Raw genomic sequence first — 24,154 nt, 5'->3', positions numbered from 1 at the left:
GACAGGCTCCCTGAGATGGGGAGCCTGTAGGAAGGAACAAGCCTGTCAGTGGCGGCGGATATGGCTGCGAACCGCATCCTGAATACCAGCGAGCTGACTGCTCATGGTGTCATAGCGCTCTGGGCGCTCGAAAAGGTCAGCGAGGTGAGGCGGCAGAGCAGCCTTGATTCCGGTCGCTGCGAAAACAGCATCCGGGAATTTGGCAGGATGTGCAGTGGCTGCAGCGACCATCGGAATGCCCGGCTCCTGGAAGCGCTTGCCGACTGCCAGGCCGATCGCCGTATGGGGATCCGCCAGATAGAGGCTTTCGCTGTAGAAGTGACGCATGGCTTCGCTGGTCTGCTCATCACTGAGCGTCATGCCGTCAAAGACGTCTTTCATGCGCGTCCACGCATCGTGTGGTACGGCCATTCGGCCAGTTTCACGGAATTCTTTCATGATCGCAGCGCAACGCGTCGGGTTGCGGTCCAGAAGTTCGAACAGCAGACGTTCGAAATTGGACGAGACCTGAATGTCCATGGACGGCGAGAGGCTTGGCTCCACCGTACGGACGCTCATATCGTTTTCAATCAGGAAGCGCGTGAGAATGTCATTGCGGTTCGACCCAATGCACAGGCGACGGATTGGGAGGCCCATCTGGCGTGCGGCCCAGGCTGCCAGCACATTGCCGAAATTGCCGGTCGGAACGGAGAAAGACACTTCGCGGTCTGGTGCGCCCAATGCCAGTGCTGCCCGGACGTAATACGGGATCTGGGCGGCGATGCGGGCCCAGTTGATGGAGTTGACGGCGGAAAGAGAGACTTCGTCGCGGAACGTCGTGTCTGCGAAGAGGGCCTTTACCATGTCCTGACAGGTATCGAAGTCACCCTCGACGGCAATGTTCAGGATATTGTCGTCCGGAACCGTTGTCATCTGGCGGCGCTGAACTTCTGACGTCCGGCCTTTTGGGTGAAGAATGACGACGGACAGGCGCTCGCGGCCACGGCAGGCTTCGATGGCAGCCGAGCCGGTGTCACCGGATGTTGCACCGACGATCGTAACTTTCTGGTTCCGCTGGGTCAGGACATGATCGAACAGGCGGCCGAGCATCTGCATCGCCATGTCTTTGAATGCGAGCGTAGGACCATGGAACAGCTCAAGTGAAAAAAGGTCCTGCTCCACTTCGCAAAGCGGCGCGACAGCGGCGTGATCAAAGCCCGCATAGGCGTCCCGGGCCATGTCGCGAAGAGTATCGCGGTCAATGGCGCCTTCGGAAAACAGCGAAATGACTTCGGCAGTCAGGTCCGCGTAGGAGAGCGTGCGCCATTCACGGAACGTCTGGGCGCTGATTTTTGGCCAGCTCTCCGGCATGTAGAGACCACCGTCTCCAGCAAGGCCGGCAAGGAGGATGTCGGAGAAGTTGGGTGCGTCGGCGGTCAGGTCGCCGCGAGTAGATCGGTAGCGCATGGGAAGTTTATATCACGACCTTCTATGGCAAGGCGATGCGAAGAATGTGGGGTTTTCCATCTTCTGATGTCAGAACCGCAACCTGATGGCTGTCAGAAACCGCCAGTGCTCCAGCCTCCAGAAGGCGAGTATCCCGAATGAGGATCAGGGGATTGCGTTCGCTGCCGAACTGAAGGAGAGCGCCATCCGTAAGGTCAGACATGTAGAAGACGTTTTCAGGGCTTAGGGTGATGCCACCGAGGCTCGGGGTATCACGCCATTCCACAATGCCATCAAGCTGCTCAACGGGCGTGAAAGCCGGATCTGTCAGGAGGGAAGCGTCAATCCGATACAGGGGGCCGCAGGCAGGCATGTAAAACAGCCATTGCCCCTTTGCGTCGAGCGCCAAAAACCGAACATTTCCGCCAGTCAGAGGGTGCCCGTCTGGTCCGTTGGTAATTTGTGCGTTGCGCGTGAATGGTCTGCGTCCTGTGACGGAGGGATCGTAGGGCAGAAAGCGCTGTGCTTTACCGTCCTTCAGGGAAACGACAACGAGGGCCGGTTTTCCTTCGTCCGTCACATAGGCAAAGCTGCCATGGACCTGAAGTGCCGTAAGATTACTGCCTTTCAGCGTTCCGCCGACGAAGGGGACTTCTCCAAGAAGCTTTCCATCCACAGAGAGATGAACAAGCTTAGCCTGAGGCGACACTGTCAGGCCCCAGTAATCCGATCCTGCCTGCGTCAGAAATGCGAGAGGTGGGATTTGTTCCTGCGCAGCGGCATCAATCGGAAACGGATGAGTGTGATTTTGGGAATCGAGTAAAACAGGGCGACCCTCTTCACTCAAAGCCAGGAAAGTGTCTGCGCCATGTGGAAGTAGGGAGCCAAGCCGAACACGATCAAGCGCAGCATCAGCAACAATCTGTGCTGACTGCGGAGCATCTTTCCACGGATGGTCTGCATAAGCAGGTGAAGAGAACAGACCAGCAGCGCCCAGAAGGGCGCTCGCGACGGAATATAAAAACCGGCTTTTCATAGCTCCAGACATCGGCCCGTCCAGAAAATTTGGCAAGCCTCAAACAGGACTAATAATCCAGCGTGGCTTCTCGCTCCGTTTTTTCTTCTCGGGTTTTCGAAGAAAGGATGCGGGCTGCATGACGTTGCACGGGCGACAGTGCCGGTCGTGGGTTGGACAGCCATGGGGCGTGTTCATGTTCAACCGGGAAAAGCACGGCTGCATGCATAAGCAACGCCGCATCTACGGTCATGCATTCAATGGACCAGCGTTGGTCGGGCATGCGGGCAATGTAATGACCGGATGCAGTCTGTCTGATTTCAATAGGGAACGTGCGCGTGGTCATACCCTGGCGCACAGTTGCATAAACCAGGCCCGGAACGCTGCCTGTCCGTTGTTCAAGATGCATGGTCAGACGCCTCTGGCTTGTCTTGTTACAAGACGTTATGACGCCCAGAGTCTGAAAATTTCGTTAACGCCTCACGGTGTTTCTTTGGGGCGTCTTGCCGAAATCTTCTCGAAGGAATGGATTTTCAGGGCATTTGGCCGCATCACTGACGGATGACAGGTCATCACAAGCCAGATCCGACGCGTTTTGCTTTTGACTGCTTCGCCAGAGGCGACCTCGCGAGCGCTGAAAAATCCTTTCGTGACATCCTGGCTCATGACCCTAGGCAACCTGATGCGTGGCACGGCATGGCCTGTCTGGCTCGTGCTCGCGGACAGAATGCGACTGCTATTGCGATGGCGGGACGGGCTTTGCAGTCTGGTGGCCTTCCAGCATCAAGATCAGCGCGTGTTCATATCACATTGGGGTTGGCACTCGCTGCAGAGGGTCACTCTGAACCCGCACGTGCGGCTCTCTCCGTAGCGCGAACATTGCAGCCTGCTGACCCGCGCGCCCATGCCGCGAGTGCCGAAGTCTTTTTGCTTCTGGGGCAACGTAAAGCGGCCTGTGAAGCTCTGGAGGAAGCGTGCGCCCTTGCGCGAGACGATGTCGAATATTTCACAAGGCTTGGTGAAATCTATCTTCAGGACGGGCGTCCAGATAAGGCACTTTTCTGTTTTGACAGAGTGAAGCAACGTGCGCCGCGCGATGGGCGTGGCTGGGCTAATCTCGGAGCGGCGTTTTTTGAAAGCAGGCTTTTAGAGTCAGCCCTACAGGCTTTGGAAAAGGCATGTGAATTGGGAGCCCGAACCGGAGCAACTTTGAATAGTCTCGGTTTGGTTCAGATGGCTCTTGGGAATTTGCCGGAAGCACGCCACGCCTTGGAAGAAGCACTGGGCTTTGCTCCCGAGGATGCCCGGGTCGCCAATAACCTTGGAACGGTTCTGATGGAGATGGGCGAGGAAGAGACAGCCAAGCGGCTTTTTTCGGTCATCGCTGGTCGGACGTCTGGTTACGAGCAAGCCCAGGCTCGCTTCAATCACGCGACTATTTTGCTGGGAGAAGGTGAGTTTTCGGAAGGCTGGCAGGAATTTGAAAGTCGACATTGCCTTCTAAACACGCCGCAGTCTTCTCCAGCGTGGGACGGCTCCGAGGGTGAATTGCCGATTGCCGTGACGGCAGAGCAGGGTCTGGGAGATAGCATCCAGTTTTTGAGGTTCTTGCCTTTAGCCGCCGCCAGACGACCTCTCCAACTGCGTTTCCCAGTGGATTCGTTAGTAAGCCGGATGCCCTTGATGGACCATGCTCGGATTCTGGAACCAGAAGGACCTGTTGCGGGAGAAATCAGTCTTCTGAGCTTACCATTTGTTCTGGGGCTGGCAGACCAGGGAGGAGCAGCGCCCTATCTGGAGTCCGCGTCGATCCCTGAGCCGAGGGTTGTTGGACTCTGCTGGGCGGGAAATCCGTCTTACAGGTTTGATCGGCGTCGCTCTTTAAACCTGGAATGGCTGGAGCCGTTGCAACGTGTTGAGGGCGTTCGTTTTGTATCTCTTCAGCAGGGAAGTTGCCCGAAGTGGATGGAAAAGGTCTCTCTCGAAACATCTGAAGAGCTTGCAAACGCCGTAGGACGGTGCTCGCTTGTTATTAGTGTGGATACTGCGGTGGCACACGTGGCCGGTGCCGTGGGTCGCCCGCTTTGGCTGTTGAATCGCCGAGGCGGTGACTGGCGCTGGAAAACCACTCCCTGGTACCAGAATGTGCGGCAGTTCAGGCCAGAAGGCTTCCTGCCAGAAGCGTGGCCACCCGTTGTGGAACAGGTGGCCGAAAACCTCAGGAAGTGGGCGCAGCAACAGCCTTCTTGACGGTTTGTGGCGTCAGGGAAGCAAGGAGTGTCTCACGTATATGGGCTAGGCGCGTTGGATCTGTGATCTTCATGCCTAGAAGGTCACGAACATAGAAAACGTCCACAGCCCGCATTCCATAGGTGGTAATGTGAGCAGAGGAGATCTGAAGCGACTGCTCGCTCAGCGTCGTTGTGATGTCATGGAGCAGGCCAGATCTGTCACGACCGTTGATCTCGATGACGGTGTGCCGGTCCGAAGCGGTATTATCGATCACTACACGGGGTGGAACATGGATGGCCCGCATCCGACGGGAGGCTCCGCGATGACGCGCCTCCGCGATACCTTTCTTCAGGTCAAGGCGACCAGACAGGGCCTGCTCGACCAGATGATTAAGACGACCAAGCTGGTGAGGATCTTCAAAGGAACATCCATCAGCGTCCTGAACCCAGAAAGTATCCAGAGCCATGCCATCGCTGAGGGTATGGATGCGGGCATCCACGATGGATGCGCCTGCGACAGCAAGGGCGCCAGCAATCTGTGAGAACAGTCCTGGATGGTCAGCACAGAGCACTGTGAGCTCTGTTACGCCGCGTTCCGGGATTGGATAAGCCTCGACCGTGACCGGTGAGCGATATCGGTCCGAATCGTGGATCATGCGCGCATGGCGCATGTGGGTATCGGTGTCGAAACCGAGCCAGTAGCTGGGATATCCGAGAGCCAGAAAGTGCTCGATACTGCTTTCTGGCAGCAGTGAGCTCAGACCATCCCGGGCCAATTCACGAGCATGCGTGACGCGGCCGTCCTGCTCCGTTGCGGCCAGTCCGCCTTCCAGAACTTCTGCTACACGGGAAAACAGCTCACGTAGAAGCGTGGCTTTCCAGGCATTCCAGACTTTGGGGCTGACGGCGCGCATGTCAGCGATTGTCAGGAGGAGGAGAAGGCGTAGGCGTTCCGGAGACTGAATGGTGTCTGCAAGATCAAGGATCGTCCGGGGATCATCAATGTCTCGGGTGAATGCTGTCTGGGACAGCAGCAGATGATGCAAAACGAGCCACGAAACTGTCTCTGTCTCTTCAGGATCCAGACCCAGTTGCGGGCAGATGGTGAGGGCCAGATCCGCCCCGAGCTCCGAATGATCGCCGCCACGGCCCTTGGCAATGTCATGGAGAAGAACCGCGACATAAAGGGCCCGGCGTGAGCGCAGATCCTTGGCGAGCCCATAAGCCAGCGGGATCTCATCCGCCATATGACCCGCTTCGATCTGGCCCATCATACGGACGGCCTCGATGATGTGCTCGTCCACCGTATAGATGTGATAGCTGTCGAACTGCATCTGGCCGACAACGCGTGACCAGTCCGGCAGCAGGCGACCGAGCAGGCCGGTTTCGTTCAGAATGGGAAGCCAGAACGGAACGGTCTTTGTCTCATCCGCACTCGGTTCACAGAGCAGATTGAGAAAGATCTGCGCTGTTTCCGGATCATCCCGCAGTTCAACGGCATGCCGTTCGTTGCGGATAAGCTGCTGAATGGCAAGTGGGTGCAGTTCCAGATCATGCCGGCGCGCGCAGTCCAGCATTAGGAACATGTCACGCGGGTTCTTCGCAAACGTGACCGGATCAACAGGGCAGAGACGTCCGGCAATACGTTCGAAGCCTTCTGGCCCCGGGAGTGCTTCCGGATGAGTGTCGCTGGCCTGATCCTGCAGGCGCATCAGCACGATCGGCTGAAGAACATGCGTCAGGCGCATGACGTCTCGTGCCGTCAGGAAGTAGTGTCGCATGAAGCGTTCGACACCGCGCTGACGTCCGTGCGTGGCATAGCCCATCCGGCCACCGATGACGGGCTGAACGTCAAAGGTGAGTCGCTCTTCCGCGCGGCCGGTGATGTAGTGAAGGTGCAGCCTGACCGTCCAGAAAAAATCCCACGCGCGCCGGGCGCGGTGGGTTTCACGGTTGGTCAGGAGGCCAAAGGAAATAAAGGATGGTGTCGGGACGGCTTCGGCAGGGGCTGTGCTCTGGTCTGGCGTTGTAATGGCGCAGCCAAGAGCGGCACGGCCCATCCAGTTCAGCGTTTGAAGATCACGGAGGCCGCCGCGGCCTTCCTTGATGTTCGGCTCAACCATGTAGGGGTTGTCGCCAAAACGGCGATGGCGCAGCTCACGTTCTTCAATCTTGCCACGGACAAAATCGCACAGCGTGTCGTTCTGGAGGTCCGCGCCAAGGGCGGAGCGAAGATTACGGGCGAGCGTCCGATCACCATAAAGGGGGCGCAGGTCCAGAAGGGCCGTGCGGATGGTCAGATCTTCGGCCACGTCCTTGATGCAGGCACTGATGGAGCGCGTCGCATGGCCGACTCGGAGGCCAAGATCCCAGAGGGCATAGAGAATGAACTCAATGCGTGTGGTCAGGGCCGGAGACGCATCTTCCGGAATGAGAAACAGAATGTCGATATCGCTGAAAGGGGCGAGAAGGCCTGCTCCATAGCCGCCAGTGGCACACAGACAGAGTGGCTCTTCGGAGGACGCATTGTCCTGCGCGGCAGAAAGATCAGCCAGCGCACAGACAACGCTATCGGCCTGAGCCGCGAGCGCGCGCGCCGCATCAATCCCCGAGATCAGGCGCTTTTCGAACCTGATGCGGATATCTGCATGGCCATTGCCAAGATGACGACGAAGGATGGAGAGGACGTCATCTCGGGACGTCAGCCCCTGTGCGGCGGCAGTCTGAAGAGCTGTTTGCAGCGACGGGGTCATGGCTTTGCGGTCAGACAGGGTCGTATCCGTATCGTCAGCGAAAGGGGAGGGAAGACTTTCGCCCCAGAAACCAGCACTTTTCAAGTCCTGTCTCCTGTAGCGAGGCGTTTAAGATCATATAGCGCGGCTAGCGCCTCTCGGGGAGAGAGATCATCAGGGTTGATGGTCGTGAGCGCATCGAGGGCCGGAGAGTGCAGAACCTGCGGCTCCGGGGCATCTTCTGATGCGTCTGCAACGGCTTCGAACAAAGGCAGCGAAGAGCGAGCTTCAGCCTGTTCACGTTCGAATGTGCTGAGAAGCCGGGAAGCACGGTTCACCACCGATTGCGGAATCCCGGCCAGTTTGGCCACATGCAGGCCCCAGCTCTTCCGGGCTGAGCCAGGACGCACTTCATGCTGGAAAATGACTTCGCCCCGCCACTCTTTGACGGCCATAGTGTACGGAGCCAGACGCGGCAGAAACTCGGTCAGAGCACCCAGCTCATGGAAGTGCGTAGCGAAAATCGTGCGCGAGCCAAGCTGGGTGTGAAGCGCCTCAAGCGTAGCCCAGGCAATGGAGAGACCATCCAGCGTTGCCGTTCCACGTCCGATTTCGTCGACGACGACAAGAGATTTGGGACCGGCCTGATTGAGGATGGCAGCGGTTTCAGTCATTTCCACCATGAAGGTGGAACGCCCACGCGCCAGATCGTCTGCACCACCCACACGGGAAAACAGCCGATCCACAACACCAATACGGGCGCTTTTCGCCGGAACCGGCAGCCCGGCCTGCGCCATGATCACGGCAAGCGCAGTCTGGCGGAGGAATGTGGATTTACCCGCCATATTCGGGCCGGTGAGGAGCATGGCGCGGTGTTCTGGGGGAAGAGCGCAGTCATTGGGAATGAAGCGTGCGTCCGCGCTGCCGGTTTCTGTGAGGGCGGCTTCGACAACGGGATGTCGGCAAGCGACAAGCTCGAAATCGGTATCGTCCGTGACAGTTGGGCGGCACCACGATCCTCCCTCTGCCAGAATTGCGCAGGATCGTAAGACGTCTGTCAGGGCAAGATATTCTGCGACTTCGTCCAGCGCGGGGGTTTCGAGAATACGGGTGCAGAGCGATGTGAAAAGGCGGCGCTCCAGCGTGCTCGCTTTGTCTGCAGCCTCGAGAATGGCGCGGTCCAGCGCAGCGAGTTCTTCGGTCGAGAAGCGTGCGAGGCTGGCTGTGCCTTGTCGGAAAGAAAGTTCAGGTCGTTCTTTCAGCTTCGCCCCGGCTGCAACAGGGACCTCGATGACGTAACCCAGCTGGGCATGATGGCGGATCTTAAGATTGCTGATCCCGTACTCTTCGGAGAGGCGCCCCTGAAGTGCAGCGACAATCCGTCGACTTTCGTCCCGGAGTGTCCGGTATCGATCCAGCTCAGCATCAAATCCGACGGCGATGAAACCACCGTCCTCGATGCGTGCAGGCAATTCTTCCGCAAGGGCAGCTTTCAGCGTGTCCAACAGGGCATCGGCGCGGCCATAAAGGCCGGCCGTCAGCGTGCGGATCAGAGACGGTGTGCTCTTATCACAGGCCGGCTGGAAAAGGGCTGTCAGGTCGTCAGCGGCAATCAAAGTATCGCGAATGGATGCGAGATCGCGCGGTTGGCCACGTCCTGCTGACAGGCGGCCGAGTGCGCGAGCCGGGTCTGGTGTGCGTTTGAGAATATCGCCCAATGCGGCTGTAAAACCCGGAACGGATTGAAGCCACAGCCATGCGTTCTGACGCTCGGTGATGGTGATGGCGTCAGTGAGTGGAGAGGAAATCCACTGAGAGAGCAGGCGGGAGCCTGCTGCTGTGACAGTGCGGGAGATCACACCGAACAGGCTGTATTTTGTCTCCCCATCACGGGTACGCAGAATATCGAGGCTGGCGCGGGTTGCTGGGTCGATCCCGAGCACGCCGCTGATGCCCTGCGGCATCGGGCGCGAGAGTCTGGGAAGCGCTCCGGCCTGACTGCGCTGAACGTAGTGAAGGGCCATGGCACAGGCGATGGCCTGCTCGTCCGGGAAGTCTCCGAGCGCATCAATCTGTGCCACCCCGTAGGCACGGGAAATCAGAGTGCGGGCGCTATCCAGAGACGGCGGAACAGCGACTGGTGCAAGCCGGCTGGCGTGGTCTGCCGGGATGAGCTCTGGATCGGAAAGAACTTCCGCAGCGTCCAGACGGGCCATCAGCTCTGGAAGGGCGACTTCAGGCACGGACGTTGTCTCGAACGCGCCTGTAGAAATATCGATCCAGGCTGCGCCAATCATTTTGGAGCGGCGGTCTCCGGAGCGGGCAATAGCCAGAAGCAGATTGGCGCGACCAGCTTCGAGCAGTTCGTCTTCCGTCAGAGTGCCCGGAGTGACGACACGGACGATCGCGCGGGGAAGCGGGCCTTTCTGGCCTTTTTGCGGTGCCTGCGTTTGCTCAGCAACAGCGACGCGAAAGCCTCGGCGAATCAGGCGAGACAGGTAGGCCGGTGCCGCTGCGACCGGAACGCCGCACATGGGAATCGGCTCGCCGTTGTGATTGCCCCGTGCTGTCAGCGCGATATCGAGTGCCATCGCGGCTGCCTGGGCATCTGCGAAGAACAGCTCGTAGAAATCACCCATTCGGAAGAACAGAAGAGCATCTGGCTCCTGATGCTTGAGCGCGAACCATTGCGCCATGGAAGGCGTGGCATTGGCGGCAGAAGGCAGGGGCATGAACGTGCCGATGGGTCCGGTCTCCGGTGGTGAGATATGAGGAGGGGAGGGGAAACTACCGTGTCCCTGCCGGTGTGTGAACCGGCAGGATCAGTGTCTTAGCGTGTGCGTCTTCTGGCGATGCGCGTTTGCAACGCTGCGAGCACGTCACTGAGTTTCAGAACCTTCAGGGCGTCGAGAGAAATGGCGTAGACCACGCCTCCGAACACGATCAGTGCGCCCAGCATGCTCAGGCGCCAGATTCCGTGCCAGTTCGGCAGGTCGGGAGCAGCGAATTTTTGTGCTGCGGCAACCCAGAGGGCCATCATGAGAGAGGCGCCGATTATGCGGGCTGAGCGGCTTTTCAGACGTGGGTCAGGCTGGAAGATGCCACGGCGATGCAAAAGCACGGCCAGAATGGCAACGTTCACGACCGCTGCAATCGTGCTGGCCAGTGGAGGGCCCACATGAGCCAGTGGTTTGTAGAGCGCCAGATTGAGCGCCAGATTTAATCCAAGGGTAAAGAAACCAATCCGGACCGGCGTGCTGGTATCCCCTTCCGCGAAAAAGCCGGGCGAAAAGACCTTGATGAGTACAAATGCTGGAAGCCCAAGGGCGTAGGCCCGCAGGGACTGGGCGGACTTCAGTGCATCTGCGACCGTGAAGTGACCGTAGCTGAACAGGCCAGCCATGATCGAGGGAGCCAGTGCAATCAGGCCCATCGTTGCGGGAAGCGTCAAAAGCAGGGCGTAATCGAGGGCCCGGTTCAGGCTGGCATGTACGGAAGCGCGGTCGTTGTTGGCCACGTGTCGGGTGAGAAGCGGAAGAAGGGTTGTACCCGCAGCAGCACCAAGAACGCCAAGAGGGAGCTGGTTGATCCGGTCCGCGAAGTACAGAATCGACGGGGAGCCAACGGGCAGTCTGGTGGCAATGATCGTGTCCACCATCAGGTTCATCTGTGTGACACCCGATCCGACGAGGCCCGGTCCCATCCGGCGCATCAGACCACGGATGTCTTTTGAAAAGCTGGGGCGGACGAGATGCGGCGCGACACCGGCACGATGAGCGGCCCAGTAGAGGGCACCCAGCTGAACGATGCCCGAAATAACGACACCCCACGCACTGGTCAGGGCAACACTGTGCCAGACATAGGCCCCCAGAAAGATCGCTGCGATGCCGATGATGTTGAAACTCAGATAGGCAGCGGATGCAGCGCTGAATTTTCCCAGACCATTCAGCACACCGGAAACTAGAGCCGCCGCACAGATCATGACCATGTAGGGGAAAGTGATCTGTGTCAGCGTCAGGGCCATCTCAAAACGCTCGCCCTGAAAACCGGGGGCAAGAATCGAGATGATGAGGGGCATGCACAGTTCACAGATGATCGTCAGGATCACCAGCCATGCCACCAGGGCGGACAGGGCCTGCCCCGCAAAACGCAGGGCTGCGGTGCGTCCCTCAGTCTCATACTTGGCGGTGAACATCGGCACGAAGGCTGCGTTGAACGCGCCTTCTCCGAACAGTCGCCGGAACATGTTCGGCAGGCGCAGGGACACCAGATAGGCGTCCTGTGCAGGGCCGGCTCCAAGGAAGGCAGCAAGAAGCTGGTCACGAATCAGGCCCAGAACACGCGAAAGCATGGTCCAGCTGCCAACTGTCAGGAAATTGCGAAGCATTTCCTGTCTCTAGCGTATCCCGCTGACGGGTAACATATCCTCCTGAAGCCAGAAGGAACGATTTTTAGCGAAGAACAGTCTCGCGCGCGTAAAGTTTTTCCGAAGGACGCGTCATGGAAGGGCGAACGGCAGCCAGACCGATACAAAGCAGAACGATTTCCAGCGTCAGCATGACGCTCGCCCAGAAGATGCCGGGCAGGCCCAGAAAGCTCGTGACGTGATGTGCGACAGAAGGCGTGAAGGCGCCAAGGGCAGCAACGACCAGAAGTGGCAGAATGGGCCGAAGGAGAGACGCTGTCATGAGAAGTCTCCTGTCATATTCCTGTCATGAGGCTCGCGTTTTTTGATACGCTGCGTCAAGGAAAAAGAGGAAACTCTCGATCCCGTCTGCGTGTTATTTTGTATCATGGTCAAAACCGCATTTTCCTCATCTCCATCAGACACCGCAGAACTCTTACGAAGGCTGGAGCGGCTCAAGCGTCTGGCCTGGGTTCTGAACTCGGCTGTCCGAATCCCCGGGCTTCGCTTGAGAGCGGGTGTTGATACGGTCTTGGGGCTCATTCCCGGAGGAGGGCTGGCTCTTGGAACGCTCCTGTCCCTCTATATTGTCTGGGAAGGCCACCGGATGGGTGTGGGAGCAGCAACCGTGCGCAAGATGCTGCTTAATGTCGGCATTGAAGCGGTAGTTGGTGTTGTTCCGCTAATGGGGGATCTGTTCGATACCGTGTTCAAGGCTGACATGCGCAATGTCCGCCTGATTGAAGAGGCGCTGTCCCGGTCGGAAACCGGGGCACCATATAATTCAGTGATCGAGAAGAATCCGGCGGACGGCCTCTTCTACCCGTCCGGGCGTCGGTTTTGAAAGCGGTGTGAACCACCGCACGAGATGCCCTTCGCGGTTCACGAGGTACTTATAAAAATTCCAGCGTGGGCGAGATAAAAATCCGCCTTCTTGCCCCAACCATTTGAAGAGCGGGATGGCATCTGGCCCTTTGACATGGGCTCTGGCCGCCATAGGGAATGAGACCCCGTAATTGCGGTGGCAGAATGTCTTGATCTCTTCTGCCGAGCCAGGCTCCTGCTCGCCAAAATCATTCGAAGGTACGCCGAGAACGGTCATGCCATCCGGGTAGTCGCGCCCATAGAGGGACCACAGATGCTGCAAGCCTTCATACTGGGGGGTAAAGCCGCATTTTGAGGCCGTGTTGACGATCAGGAGTGGCCGACCACGGAACTGGGAAAGATCGATCGTTTCCCCAGAGAGCCCGGGCAGGTGGAAATCATAGGCGCAGGTCATGGTTTCTCCCCCTCATTTTCATCTACTGTAATATCATACTGCTAAAGAGGCGAGAGCGGGGCTGGACATGGCGCTGTCATGCAGACAGGTTGTGCAACCGTTCTGTTTTTGAAAGGGAGCTTGCCTTCGTGATCCTGCGCGTCCTGATCGGCATGGCCGGTCTTCTCTGTCTTGGCGCGTTATTTTCCACGAATTGGCGGGCGATCGACTGGAAACTGGTTGCGCGTGCCTTAGCCCTTCAGGTGGCTATCGCAGCCGTAATTCTCTGGATTCCCGCCGGGGCACATGGGCTCCACATGATTTCCGGCGCTGTGACCAAGGTCCTGTCTTACGGGGATCAGGGAAGTGCCTTCCTTTTCGGTGGTCTTGTAGGGCCGAAAATGGACACGGTTTTCGGGGACGGAGGATTTATCTTCGCTCTCAAGGTTCTGCCTGAAATCGTGTATGTCGCAGCGCTGCTGGGGCTGATGCAACACTGGGGTGTTCTTCAGTTTCTGTCGCGCGTCATCGGTGGTGCTCTCGCGAAAATTCTTGGCACCACACAGCTGGAATCCTTTTCAGCCGTTCTGACCATTTTCCTTGGCCAGAGTGAAATGCCGATTGCGCTCCAGACCTGTCTCGCCGGTCTCTCTATTGGAGAGCTGGCGACGGTTCTGTGTAGCGGGACGTCATCCATCGCTGGCTCGGTTCTGGCAGGTTATGCGTCGCTAGGGGTTCCGATGGAGAATCTGCTCGCTGCGTCTGCAATGGCTATTCCGGGTGGACTGCTGTTTTCACGTGTTCTGTTCCCCGGCCCGCGGCATGTCAGTGCAGAAATTGCTGGGGCGGATCATGGCCATCACAGCATGTTTGAGGCTTTGGCCGAAGGTGCCATGAATGGTGCCAAGATCGCGGTTGCAGTCGGGGCGGTTCTGATCGCCTTTGTTGGCATTATTGCCCTGACAGATGGTCTTCTGGCGATGGTCGGGCTGTCTCTCGCGCAAATCCTCGGTTACGTTTTTGCGCCCTTCGCGTGGCTTATCGGCGTGCCGTGGTCTGAGTGTGTGGTGGCGGGTGGATTGCTCGGCCAGAAAATCGCATTCAACGAGTTCGTCGCCTACGTAAATCTTTCTCCCATGATTCACGCGCATGTCCTATCGCACCGAACCATCACGATCCTGTCTTTCGCACTGTGTGGATTTGCGAATATTTCTACCATCGGCATTTTGATTGGTGCGTTTGGGAGTGCGGAGCCGCGCAGGCGGACGGATGTTTCGAAGCTGGCGGTTCGTGCTGTCGTGGCCGGTACACTTTCCAACGCCATGAGCGCCGTGATCGCCGGATTGTTCGTCTGAAAGACCGATTATTCCAGCGTCGGCGGCCGGTCCAGCAGCAGCGTTCTGGCCTCTTCCAGTGTAAGTTTTTCTGAAAGCAGATGGGTGATTGTCTCAAGGATCGGGACGTGCACGCCCATCTTGTGCGCGAGGGCCACGAGCGCCGGCGCGGTGAGAACGCCCTCTGCAACCGTTGTACGGGAAGCAAGGATTTCCGATAGGGGGCGACCCTCTCCGAGTTCGATACCGAGACTGTAGTTCCGTGAGCCCCGCCCGGTACAGGTCAGGATCAGGTCTCCAACGCCAGATAGGCCCGCCAGAGTGGCAGCACGTCCGCCTAACGCTTCGGCCAGACGCGCAATTTCGGCGACAGCCCGGGTGATAAGGGCTGCCCGGCCATTTTCGCCCAGGCCTGCTCCGATCACAATACCCGCGCCGATCGCCACAACGTTTTTTGCTGCTCCGGCAAGCTGCACACCAGCAATGTCGTCACTGGCATAGAGGCGAAACGATGACGAGTTGAGGATACTGGTGAGATGTTTTGCCAGTGTCAGATCTGTGCTGGCCAATGTCGCTGCTGCTGGAAGGCCTTTTGCAATTTCAATGGCGAAGTTTGGCCCGGAGAGAACGGCAGTTGGCCGATCAGGCATCGTTTCGGCGAGTACAGTAAGTGGCAGAAGCGAGGTCGCCTGTTCCAGGCCTTTGCAGCACGTCACGACCGGCACACCTGGAGTGAGAACACTTTCCAGTGCGACGGATACGGACCGGGCAGTCTGAACAGGCACAACCAGAAGCACAACGTCCGCATCTGTTGGGAAAACACCTGCAACGGTGACCGCCTCAGGAAGCTGGATGCCGGGCAAGCGAGGAAGCTCCCGGACGCCAGCAGGAACCGGAGTTCGCATCCAGAGTGTAACGCGTGCCCCGGTACGGGCCGCAGCACATGCGAGAGCCGTTCCCCAGGCGCCTGCGCCGATGACTGCGATATGGCGCCCGTTCATGTTCATTCCTCTACCAGGCGTTCGATATGCACCTGCATGTCGTCTTCCGGGTCATCCGTCGCAAGCCCCAGCTTCAACGCATTCAGGACACGAGCGGCATCCTCTTCAAAGCCGAAAGGAGCATTTACGACCAGCATTCCGCATCCATTCAGTCGAGACGGGTCCAACGCCGGGCGCAGAAGAAATTCACACGCAAGAATATCGCGAATGCCTGCATCCCTCAGGGTGTTGTAAAAGGCCCGAACCGGGGTGCGGTGCTTGATGGGATACCAAACCGCGACAATGCCTGCGCGAAAGCGATTGCGGATCAGCGAGATCGCCTCAGCGCATTGCGTAAAGTCGTCCAGCTTCTCAAATGGTGGATCAATCAGAACCAGACCACGCTTCAGATCCTTCGGGGGGAGAAGCGCGCGCAGAGCTTCGTAACCGTTGCGATGATGAATGGAGACCTGCGGATCATCCCGGAAAAGGCTACGTAACGGGCGAACATCTTCAGGGTGAAGTTCGCAGGCCACAAGCTGGTCCTGGGGGCGCAGCGCGTGGCGAGCGAGGGCCGGTGATCCCGGATAAAGGCCGAGGTCGCGCACGGCGGATAGATAATCCTGAAGAGCGGGATCTTCCGAGTCCAGAAGTCGGCCGATCCCGCTTTTCCATTCGCCGGTTTTCTGGGCTTCTTCAGAAGACAGGTCATACTGTCCGCAGCCTGCATGTGTATCGAGAATACAAAATCCCGCAGGTTTGCGCACGAGTGACTTGAGAAGCACCAGAAGGATCGCGTGTTTCATGCAATCCGCAAAATTTCCGGCGTGATAGGCGTGTCTGTAGTTCACGGGAGACGGGTTCCGGCTATGGAATCAGGAAGGGCTATGAGCGGGATGACGTTCCGCAAGAGGCCAGCGGGGGCGGGCTGCGACATCTATTTCGTTGGGATGCTCACCCGCATGGAGGCGCTCAAGGGCTGCCCAGCCGATCATGACAGCATTGTCCGTGCAGAGGCGAAGCGGAGGAGCGATAAATGGGATACCGTGGCGGTCTGCGATAGTTTCCAGCGCACCGCGAAGGGTCCGGTTCGCAGCCACACCACCTGCGACGACGAGTGCAGTCGTGTGAGGCGCCATTGCAAGCGCATGTTCCGCACGGTCTGCCATGACATCTGCCACAGCCTGCTGGAAGGATGCGGCGACGTCGGCAGCGAACTGGCGCGGAAGAGCGCCTGATCCCAAGGGCTCAATCAGGCGGCTGACGGCTGTTTTCAGGCCGGAAAAAGAAAAATCGCAGCCGTCGCGCCCTTTAAGCGGGCGGGGAAGTGCAAAAGCATCAGCGCGGCCTGCCTGTGCCAGTTTTTCAAGAGCAGGCCCTCCCGGCCAGCCAAGGCCAAGCATTTTGGCAACTTTGTCGAAGGCCTCGCCGGCGGCGTCATCAATGGTGCCGCCAAGGCGCACGTACTGGCCTGTCTGTTCCACGGAAATGCACTGGCAGTGACCGCCTGAGACCAGCATCGTCAGGAATGGAAACTGAAGATCGGCCTCAAGAGACGGCAGGCGAGCCGTCAGGACGTGCCCTTCAATGTGATTGACTGCAATGAAAGGGCGCCCCAGTGCGAGAGCCAGCCCTTTTGCATAGGAACTGCCCACAATCAGCCCACCAATCAGGCCCGGGCCAGTCGTTCCTGCGAAGGTATCAATGTCCTGCAAGGTGAGAGCGGCCTTGTCGAGCACGGACTGGACAAGGGCGGGCAGGGCATCAAGATGAGCTCGTGCTGCAATTTCCGGTACGACGCCACCAAGAATGGCGTGATCGTTCTGGGAAAGAACACCTTCGGCGAGAATGGTGCCGTCATAGGCCAGAATAGCGCAAGCGGTATCGTCGCAGGACGTTTCGATCGCCAGAAGGGGGCGGGATGCAGCAGGGTCAGACATGGCATGCATTATGACCGAGTCTCTCATATCATGACAGCCCCGCCTGAATGAGCTACAGGTGCGGTCCATGAATGCTTCCGTCCTGTCTTCCGACGCCCTTCAAAAGGTCGCGGCGGAAGCCGTCCGCCGATCTCATGCCGCCAGCCCGTCCGGCCAGCGCAAACTCCCACTCAGAGTGGGCTCGCGAGCGTCACCGCTGGCGCTGTGGCAAACGCGGACGTTCCTGACACGTCTGACCCGTTTTTGCCCGGTCCTGCGTGACATGGGAGCATTCCAGGAACATCAGATCAGCACTGAAGGTGATCGGAACCTCAGCCAGCGTCTGGCGGAAATTGGTGGCAAGGGCCTGTTTGCCAAGGAAATCCATGAAGCTCTTGTAGCGGGCCGGATCGACTTTGCAGTTCATAGCCTCAAGGATCTCGAAACCAATCTTCCTCCCGGCCTTGTCCTTGCGTGCACGCTGAAGCGTGAAGACGCCCGGGATGCCATTATCCTGCGTGACCGGTCCACCAAAGTTGACCCGGCTGATCCGTATGCCTCTCTGCCAGAGGGCGCCTTGATCGGTTGTGCGTCCGTCCGTCGTCAGGCGCAGATGCTGAGCCGTCGCCCGGATCTCCGATTTGGGCTGCTGCGCGGCAACGTTCAGACGCGTCTCGACAAGTTGCAGGCGGGGGCTTGTGATGCCACGCTTCTGGCCCTTGCGGGACTACGGCGTCTCGGGATGGAAGACCGTGTTGATATCGTTCTTGAACCGGACCAAATGCTTCCAGCCGCAGGGCAGGGTATCGTCGGTGTAACGGTACGCGAGAGTGACACGGAACTGCGTGAGCTTCTGTCTGCCATCGAAGACCCGGAAGCCCGGGCCGTTTCAACTGCGGAGCGTGCTCTGCTGGCCGAGCTTGACGGCTCCTGCCGAACGCCAATTGGCGGATATGCCAGAATTGAAGCTGGCGTACTGAAGCTGACAGGTATGGTTGCGAGCGAAGACGGAACGTTCCTGATCCGCCGTGAAATCACTGGTGCACCACTTGAGGCCGCCCGGATGGGAACGGAACTGGCAGACGAGCTGCGCCGCAATACGCCAGCAGCAATTTTCGCCGAGATGACACGCGCCTGATCATGGCGCGGCGCGCTGTTCTGGTCACGCGTCCCGAGCCGGGTCTGGCTTCTACCTCGGAGGCCCTTCAGCGTCAGGGTTGGGAGGCGATTGCTTGCCCGATGCTGGAAATTCAGACCTACGAACCCACAGCCGTGACTGACTGCGTAGCTGTAGCCCTGACAAGCGCCAATGCGCTGGCCGCTCTCAAAAATTGGCCGCGAGACCGTTTGATGGTCACGGTAGGAGCAAAGACTGCTGAACATGCTCGCGCCATGGGCTTCTCGAATGTTCATGCCGCAGATGGCGACGCTGAAGCCCTGCTGGAGTTCTGCCGTCGTCACAACCTGACGGGACAGTCCCTTATGCTGGCATGTGGCAAGGGTTATGGTCTCGATCTGGCAGTGGCGTTGGGGGCCAGGCGCATCGACGCATACGCAGTGACGAAGAGGAAAACTCTTACGGATGCTGCGCGAGACGCTTTGTTGAGCGACCGTGTTGAAGGGGTTGTTCTTTATTCCGGAAAAACGGCTGAAGCCTTTATGGAGGCTTTGGGTGCGCCGGAGCGAAATGCTCTGTCCGGTGTGAGGGCGCTCTGTCTGTCAGAGGCCATCGCTGCACGCCTGACCGAAAAGGACTGGCGTGCAGTGGAGTGGCCCGATCCACTGGAACGGCTCGGGCCTTTCGTCACCTGAAGGATCAGGCTTCGCCAGCTGGCTCCGGGAACTGCTGGGCGCGCTTGGCCTGCCACAGTGCCACGAAGTCGATCGGCTGGAGAACCACTGGCGGGAAGCCACCGTCACGGGTGACGTCGCTGATGATGGAACGCACATACGGGAAGATCAGGCGCGGCACTTCAACCAGCAGGATCGGCTCGACGAGTTCCTGCGGAGCGTTGCCGAGAGTCACGATGGCAGCATAGGTCAGCTCGGCAATGAACACCGTGCGGCCAGCCTTGCCACCTTCTTCTGCTGCGGGTTCAGCAGCTTCGGCGCGGACGGCCAGGGCAACTTCATAAACCGGCTGCTCTTCTTCCAGGCGATTTGCCTGAACATCGATGTTCACGGAGATCTGCGGTGCAGCGCGCAGGGTTGCGAAAATGGAAGCGCCAGCCGGGACTTCAAAGGACAGGTCCTTCGTGTACTGCAGATTGACAGCAAGCGGCATCTGCGGCGGAGCGCCTTCCATGTTCTGTGCAGTGTTGTCGGTGGTATTCTCGGACATGTACGGTCTCCGGATCCGCGAGGCGGATAGCGATGGAACGATTGCGATACAGTGGCGGTAGCATGATGTGTCATGCGCGCCAAGACGGGGTTCCTGCATGCGGAAGGTTGAGATTGGTCCGCTGTCGCCCTATCTGTAAGACAACGGAAATTCCAACGATCTGTGTGAAACATAATCTTCATGTCTTCTGACGACATTCATCTTCCCTCCGCTCTGATGGGCCATTCCGGCCACGCGTTCCCATGGGACATCGTGGTGCTGGCAATTCTGGCGATTGCCTTGGGCTTTCGCCTGTACCGCGTGCTGGGGCGTCGCATTGGCATGCAGGGTGTGCGTCAGGAGCGTCCGCCGGTTTTCGCTGCTGGTGGGCAGGCTTCCGCCCGTCCGACGCCTCCACCGCTGCCTGGTACAAGCCAGCGGGGTGAGGAAACTGTCGTGGCGCAGGTCGAATACGACATTCCCGCTCCGGCAACCCGGGTGGGCAGCGTACTGGGTCGTATGACCCAGCTTGATGCGGGTTTTACGCCTCAGGCTTTTCTTAAGGATGCTGAAAACACGTTCCGCCAGATTGTTCCGGCTTTCGCTGCGGGGGACCGCGCGGCTCTGTCAGGTCTGATGACACCGGAAACTGAAGACGCCTTTCTCTCCGCGATCAACGCGCGCGCCGAAGCAGGCGAAACACAGCGCAGCGATCTGCGGGGTATCGAAAGTATGGCCATTCTGGATGCGATGCTTCCCACCGACGATGCGGCTGCCCAGATTGGTCGAATCGAAGTTCGGATCGTGTCCCGTCAGGTTAATATGCTGACGGATCGCAACGGAGACCCTGTACAGGGCACGGATGCCGTGACGGAATTCCATGATCTGTGGCTGTTTGAACGTCAGTTCGGGACGTCGGACGCGAGGTGGCGTCTTGCGGCATCGCGCCCAGCCTGAAAATAGTTCGTTTATTATGAAAAAGCTGCTGAGTCTGGCTGCCCTGACCATGTTGGCCGGGTGCACCACGTCGAATGAACCGTCATCTTCTGTTTCATTGACGCCTGTAGGTTTCGATGCACTCGCGGGGTGGGATCGGGAGGATTTCGCTTCGCTCCTGCCTGTTCTGCGGCAGGAGTGCCATCGGCTGATGCAATTGCCGCCTGAAACGCCTCTCGGGGGGGCTGAGACCCTTCCGTATGGCCGTCAGGTTGGAGACTGGTCTGGTGCTTGCGCCGGACTGGAGAGTGCTGCGGATGCCAAATCTTACCTGCAGACATGGTTCCAGCCCTACGAGACCGATACCAAAGCGTTTTACACTGGGTATTTTGAACCCCAGATTGAGGCATCGCTGACGCGGGAGGGGCCATACCAGACGCCTCTTTATGGGCGTCCGACAGATTTGGTTCGTGCCAAAGCAACCAACGGTCAAATGGTCACGGGACGTTGGGAGAACGGTCAGTTCAAGCCATATTATGATCGTGCCCAGATTGACGGTGGTGTTCTGGCAGGTCGCGGGTTGGAAATTGCATGGCTGAAAAGCCCTGTGGACCTGTTTTTTCTGCAAATCCAGGGCTCCGGTCGTCTGATCCTGCCGGACGGATCACAGATCCGGGCTGGTTATGACGGCAAGAATGGCCAGCCTTATGTGCCGCTTGGGCGGGTGCTGGTTCAGGATAACGAGCTGGCTCCCTCTGCTGTCAGTATGGAAAGCATCCGTGCATGGCTGGAGGCGCATCCGGATCGCATGATGGCGATGATGGAGCGTAACCCGAATTACGTTTTCTTCCGCAAAGATACGGGAAGTCTGGTACAGGGCGCGACAGGAGCATTCGGTGTGCCGCTGACCGCGGGGCGGTCTGTTGCGATTGACCGCTCGATCGTGCCGTTTGCGACGCCGCTCTGGGTTGAGACAAAGCTGCCGGATGCAAAGGGCCAGCCAGCACCATGGCAGCACCTCGTGTTCGCTCAGGATATCGGAACCGATATCAAGGGGGCGGGACGTGCCGATCTGTTTACCGGATGGGGCGCTTTTGCCCAGTATGTTGCCGGCAACCTGCATGAAAATGGGCGGATGGTTATTCTGCTGCCGCGTCCTCCAGCGGATTCGCCCACCCCATGATCCGGAGCCGCCGGGAAACACTCGGCGCCCATACGCTGATCCGGGGAGACTGCACTACAGTTCTGCGGCGCATGTCGTCGCAGACAGTGGATGTCGTGGTGACGTCTCCGCCCTATAATCTCGGGATCGAATATCGGACCTATCAGGACCAGTTGCCGGAAGATGCCTATCTGGACTGGATGGAAGACGTCTGTGCCAGTGTGAAGCGGATCATGAAGGATGATGGATCGTTCTTTCTGAATATCGCTGGATCATCTTCACAGCCCTGGCTTCCGTTTGAACTGATGTCCCGATTGCGGAAGCTCTTTGTGCTTCAGAACCATATCACCTGGATCAAGTCGATTTCGGTGGGTGAAATTACTTATGGGCATTTCAAGCCGCTGAATTCACCCCGCTTTGTTAACCGTAATCACGAGCATATTTTTCATCTGACGAAAAAAGGGGACGTCAAAGTTGCCCGGTTGGATGCTGGCGTTCCATTTACGGACAAGAGCAATATCTCGCGCCGACAGCATGAGATGGATCGTCGATGCCGCGGAGATACGTGGTTCATTCCTTATGAGACCGTGCGAAGCCGAAAAGAAAAATTCAGCCATCCCGGGACGTTTCCAATCGCGTTGCCGGAAGCTTGTCTGCGGTTGCATGGCGCCAAGCCGGGCGGGGTCCTGCTGGACCCGTTCATGGGAGTGGGGACCAGCCTGATTGCGGCGGAACGCAAGGGGTTGTCCGGCATTGGCGTGGAAAAAGACACACGTTACGTCAACATCGCCCGTAAGCGCCTCAGGGCTGCGATTGGGACCCGGGAGGAAGACTGGGAAGACGAATGATCGGTCAGACCTGTAGGTCTGACAGGATCAATCGTTTTGACTTCTTGTGTTACAATCTCCAAACCTCACATTCTCGTGACAGTGAGGAGATTTGCGGTGCGTCGCAGCACAATTACCAAAGGAATTGCCGGTCTGGTGGCACTGGGCGTTGTCGCCTGGGGCGGAACAGTCACCTATCTTGAGCATTTCGATCATGCTGGTGCGCCGCAGCTTCCCGCGAGCAGCCCCACACGGCATGACCCTATCGCCATGACAGCGTTTGCAGCGTTTCAAGAAGTCCGTTGTGACTACTGCCACACGCGCAACGCCGATCTGCCATTCTACTTCAAACTGCCGCTCGCCAATCAGATTATGAGCCGTGATCTGGAGCAGGGGCAGCGTCATTTTGAGTTTGCGCCGATCATTGAAGCATTCCAGCAGGGCAAGCCGCCATCGGTTGAACAGCTTTCCCGTATTGAGGAAGTGATTGTTCAGAACCGTATGCCGCCTGCGGCTTACCTGACGATGCATCCCCATGCTCATCTGGACGAGAAACAGCGTGCGGACATTCTGAAGTGGGTACGTGATCAGCGTGAGCGCTATTACGCCAGCTCTGACGTGGCGCCAGAATTCCGTGGCGAAGTCCTTCAGCCGATCCCGGAAACAATTGCTGTAGACTGGAAAAAGGCTGAGCTGGGCCGGACCCTGTTCTTCGACAAGCAGCTTTCAGGCAATGGCCAGCTTAACTGTGCCAGCTGCCATGGCCTGAACAAGGGCGGTGTGGATAATCAGACCACGGCGACCGGCATTAATGGTCAGACCGGCCCGATTAACGTACCGACGGTTTACAACTCCGTCTTCAATATCGGTCAGTTCTGGAACGGCCGTGCCAAGGATCTGGCTGAGCAGGCTGCAGGCCCGGTGATGAACCCGCTGGAAATGGGATCTCATGACTGGGCATCCGTTGCCGATCGTGTGCGTGCTGAGCCTGGATATGCTGATCAGTTCACGGCCATCTATGGTTCGGACGATATCACCAAGAACACGGTGACGGACGCGATCGCCGAATATGAAAAAACACTGATCACGCCAGACAGCCGCTTTGACCTGTACCTGAAGGGCAAAGCAGACGCGATTACGGCTCAGGAAAAGCGTGGCTATGAACGCTTCAAGGCAATTGGCTGCTCGGGCTGCCATAGCGGTGTTGCGGTCGGTGGAGACGCTTACGAAATTCTGGGCCTGGAAGGGCCGTATTTCGAGGACCGTCACACCAAGCTGACGGCTGTGGATGATGGTCGCTTTGCTTTCACGAACAATCCGTCTGATCGTGAGCGCTTCAAGGTCCCCAACCTGCGGAACGTGGAACTGACAGGCCCGTGGTTCCATGACGGATCAGCAAAGACGCTGGACGCTGCGGTTCGTGCCATGGCCCGTTATGAGACACCGGATCATGACATCACAGAGCAGGATGTTACGGACATTGTGGCCTTCCTGAAAACTCTGACAGGAAAGTATCAGGGTATTCCGCTCAAGGATGTTCCGGCAGATGCGCCGCTTCGGGGCGCGCAAGCCAACTGAATGTTCCAATGACGTCAGCGAGCGGCTCCGAA

General features: G+C 58.3%; 21 protein-coding genes. 9 read left to right on the top strand and 12 right to left on the bottom strand.

The window, feature by feature from the left end:
* Positions 1-45 precede the first annotated feature (45 nt).
* The 3 genes from thrC to KP708_RS08580 are packed head-to-tail and all read right to left on the bottom strand — an operon-like array spanning position 46 to position 2,849.
* Positions 46-1,446: a threonine synthase gene (gene thrC, locus KP708_RS08590; protein ID WP_211496518.1), complete on the bottom strand. Its 1,401-nt coding sequence runs from the start codon at positions 1,444-1,446 to the stop codon at positions 46-48.
* Between the two features lie 22 nt (positions 1,447-1,468).
* Positions 1,469-2,473 (bottom strand): major royal jelly family protein, encoded by a 1,005-nt coding sequence (locus tag KP708_RS08585; protein WP_252347221.1) that lies wholly within the window; start codon positions 2,471-2,473, stop codon positions 1,469-1,471.
* Between the two features lie 37 nt (positions 2,474-2,510).
* On the bottom strand, positions 2,511-2,849 hold the full coding sequence (locus KP708_RS08580; RefSeq protein ID WP_233126245.1) for a hypothetical protein: 339 nt from the start codon (positions 2,847-2,849) through the stop codon (positions 2,511-2,513).
* 152 nt (positions 2,850-3,001) lie between these two features.
* On the opposite strand from KP708_RS08580, the gene KP708_RS08575 reads away from it, so the two are divergent.
* A complete protein-coding gene (locus tag KP708_RS08575) occupies positions 3,002-4,690 on the top strand; it encodes a lipopolysaccharide assembly protein LapB (protein ID WP_215748883.1) in 1,689 nt (562 codons plus the stop codon).
* Here the strand turns inward: KP708_RS08575 and KP708_RS08570 are convergent.
* The 4 genes from KP708_RS08570 to KP708_RS08555 form a co-directional block, all read right to left on the bottom strand.
* The gene (locus KP708_RS08570; RefSeq protein ID WP_215748882.1) at positions 4,659-7,508 is read right to left on the bottom strand and encodes a [protein-PII] uridylyltransferase; all 2,850 of its coding nucleotides are present in this window, start codon (positions 7,506-7,508) and stop codon (positions 4,659-4,661) included. The genes KP708_RS08575 and KP708_RS08570 overlap by 32 nt on opposite strands.
* The gene (gene mutS / locus KP708_RS08565; protein WP_215748881.1) at positions 7,505-10,135 is read right to left on the bottom strand and encodes a DNA mismatch repair protein MutS; all 2,631 of its coding nucleotides are present in this window, start codon (positions 10,133-10,135) and stop codon (positions 7,505-7,507) included. The genes KP708_RS08570 and mutS overlap by 4 nt, the downstream gene beginning before the upstream one ends.
* 98 nt (positions 10,136-10,233) lie before the next feature.
* Positions 10,234-11,790, bottom strand: coding sequence for a murein biosynthesis integral membrane protein MurJ (murJ, locus tag KP708_RS08560; RefSeq protein ID WP_203548525.1), 1,557 nt, complete (start codon positions 11,788-11,790; stop codon positions 10,234-10,236).
* A 64-nt stretch (positions 11,791-11,854) separates the two neighbouring features.
* On the bottom strand, positions 11,855-12,091 hold the full coding sequence (locus KP708_RS08555) for a hypothetical protein (RefSeq protein ID WP_046899673.1): 237 nt from the start codon (positions 12,089-12,091) through the stop codon (positions 11,855-11,857).
* 105 nt (positions 12,092-12,196) lie between these two features.
* On the opposite strand from KP708_RS08555, the gene KP708_RS08550 reads away from it, so the two are divergent.
* The gene (locus tag KP708_RS08550; RefSeq protein WP_215748880.1) at positions 12,197-12,652 is read left to right on the top strand and encodes a DUF4112 domain-containing protein; all 456 of its coding nucleotides are present in this window, start codon (positions 12,197-12,199) and stop codon (positions 12,650-12,652) included.
* Here KP708_RS08550 and KP708_RS08545 read toward each other — a convergent pair.
* Positions 12,593-13,087 carry a glutathione peroxidase gene (locus KP708_RS08545; RefSeq protein ID WP_046899671.1) on the bottom strand — a complete coding sequence of 165 codons (495 nt, stop codon included), beginning with the start codon at positions 13,085-13,087 and terminating at the stop codon, positions 12,593-12,595. The two genes, KP708_RS08550 and KP708_RS08545, sit on opposite strands and share 60 nt — an antisense overlap.
* Before the next feature lie 89 nt (positions 13,088-13,176).
* Here KP708_RS08545 and KP708_RS08540 point away from each other — a divergent pair, with 89 nt between their 5' ends.
* Positions 13,177-14,421 carry a NupC/NupG family nucleoside CNT transporter gene (locus KP708_RS08540; RefSeq protein WP_252347220.1) on the top strand — a complete coding sequence of 415 codons (1,245 nt, stop codon included), beginning with the start codon at positions 13,177-13,179 and terminating at the stop codon, positions 14,419-14,421.
* A gap of 8 nt (positions 14,422-14,429) precedes the next feature.
* Here KP708_RS08540 and KP708_RS08535 read toward each other — a convergent pair whose 3' ends face one another.
* From KP708_RS08535 to tsaD, 3 genes are read right to left on the bottom strand one after another with little or no spacing between them, the layout of a single operon-like run.
* Positions 14,430-15,407 (bottom strand): NAD(P)H-dependent glycerol-3-phosphate dehydrogenase, encoded by a 978-nt coding sequence (locus KP708_RS08535; protein WP_215748878.1) that lies wholly within the window; start codon positions 15,405-15,407, stop codon positions 14,430-14,432.
* Entirely contained in the window at positions 15,404-16,231 is an 828-nt protein-coding gene (locus KP708_RS08530; RefSeq protein ID WP_215748877.1) for a 23S rRNA (adenine(2030)-N(6))-methyltransferase RlmJ, read from the bottom strand. The genes KP708_RS08535 and KP708_RS08530 overlap by 4 nt, the downstream gene beginning before the upstream one ends.
* Positions 16,232-16,255: 24 nt before the next feature.
* Positions 16,256-17,329 (bottom strand): tRNA (adenosine(37)-N6)-threonylcarbamoyltransferase complex transferase subunit TsaD, encoded by a 1,074-nt coding sequence (gene tsaD, locus KP708_RS08525; protein WP_215748876.1) that lies wholly within the window; start codon positions 17,327-17,329, stop codon positions 16,256-16,258.
* Positions 17,330-17,387: 58 nt separating this feature from the next.
* Here tsaD and hemC point away from each other — a divergent pair, with 58 nt between their 5' ends.
* Both hemC and KP708_RS08515 read left to right on the top strand, forming a co-directional pair.
* Entirely contained in the window at positions 17,388-18,437 is a 1,050-nt protein-coding gene (gene hemC, locus KP708_RS08520; RefSeq protein WP_064273994.1) for a hydroxymethylbilane synthase, read from the top strand.
* 2 nt (positions 18,438-18,439) lie between these two features.
* Positions 18,440-19,111 (top strand): uroporphyrinogen-III synthase, encoded by a 672-nt coding sequence (locus KP708_RS08515; RefSeq protein WP_215748875.1) that lies wholly within the window; start codon positions 18,440-18,442, stop codon positions 19,109-19,111.
* A 4-nt stretch (positions 19,112-19,115) separates the two neighbouring features.
* Here KP708_RS08515 and secB read toward each other — a convergent pair whose 3' ends face one another.
* Positions 19,116-19,640, bottom strand: coding sequence for a protein-export chaperone SecB (gene secB, locus KP708_RS08510; RefSeq protein ID WP_046899665.1), 525 nt, complete (start codon positions 19,638-19,640; stop codon positions 19,116-19,118).
* A gap of 180 nt (positions 19,641-19,820) precedes the next feature.
* On the opposite strand from secB, the gene KP708_RS08505 reads away from it, so the two are divergent.
* The 4 genes from KP708_RS08505 (at position 19,821) to KP708_RS08490 (ending at position 24,122) form a co-directional block, all read left to right on the top strand.
* Positions 19,821-20,576, top strand: coding sequence for a Tim44/TimA family putative adaptor protein (locus tag KP708_RS08505; RefSeq protein ID WP_211496507.1), 756 nt, complete (start codon positions 19,821-19,823; stop codon positions 20,574-20,576).
* A 16-nt stretch (positions 20,577-20,592) separates the two neighbouring features.
* The gene (locus tag KP708_RS08500) at positions 20,593-21,738 is read left to right on the top strand and encodes a murein transglycosylase A (protein ID WP_215748874.1); all 1,146 of its coding nucleotides are present in this window, start codon (positions 20,593-20,595) and stop codon (positions 21,736-21,738) included.
* Positions 21,735-22,565, top strand: a complete 831-nt coding sequence (locus KP708_RS08495) for a site-specific DNA-methyltransferase (protein ID WP_046899662.1) — start codon at positions 21,735-21,737, stop codon at positions 22,563-22,565. Before KP708_RS08500 ends, KP708_RS08495 begins: the two co-directional genes overlap by 4 nt.
* Before the next feature lie 96 nt (positions 22,566-22,661).
* Positions 22,662-24,122, top strand: coding sequence for a cytochrome-c peroxidase (locus tag KP708_RS08490; protein WP_064273998.1), 1,461 nt, complete (start codon positions 22,662-22,664; stop codon positions 24,120-24,122).
* Positions 24,123-24,154 lie beyond the last annotated feature (32 nt).

The organism is Gluconobacter sp. P5H9_a, from assembly GCF_018812085.1.
Classification (GTDB): Bacteria; Pseudomonadota; Alphaproteobacteria; order Acetobacterales; family Acetobacteraceae; genus Gluconobacter.
Note: the sequence above shows the minus strand (reverse complement) of the source record. Positions and strands in the feature narration are given on the sequence as shown.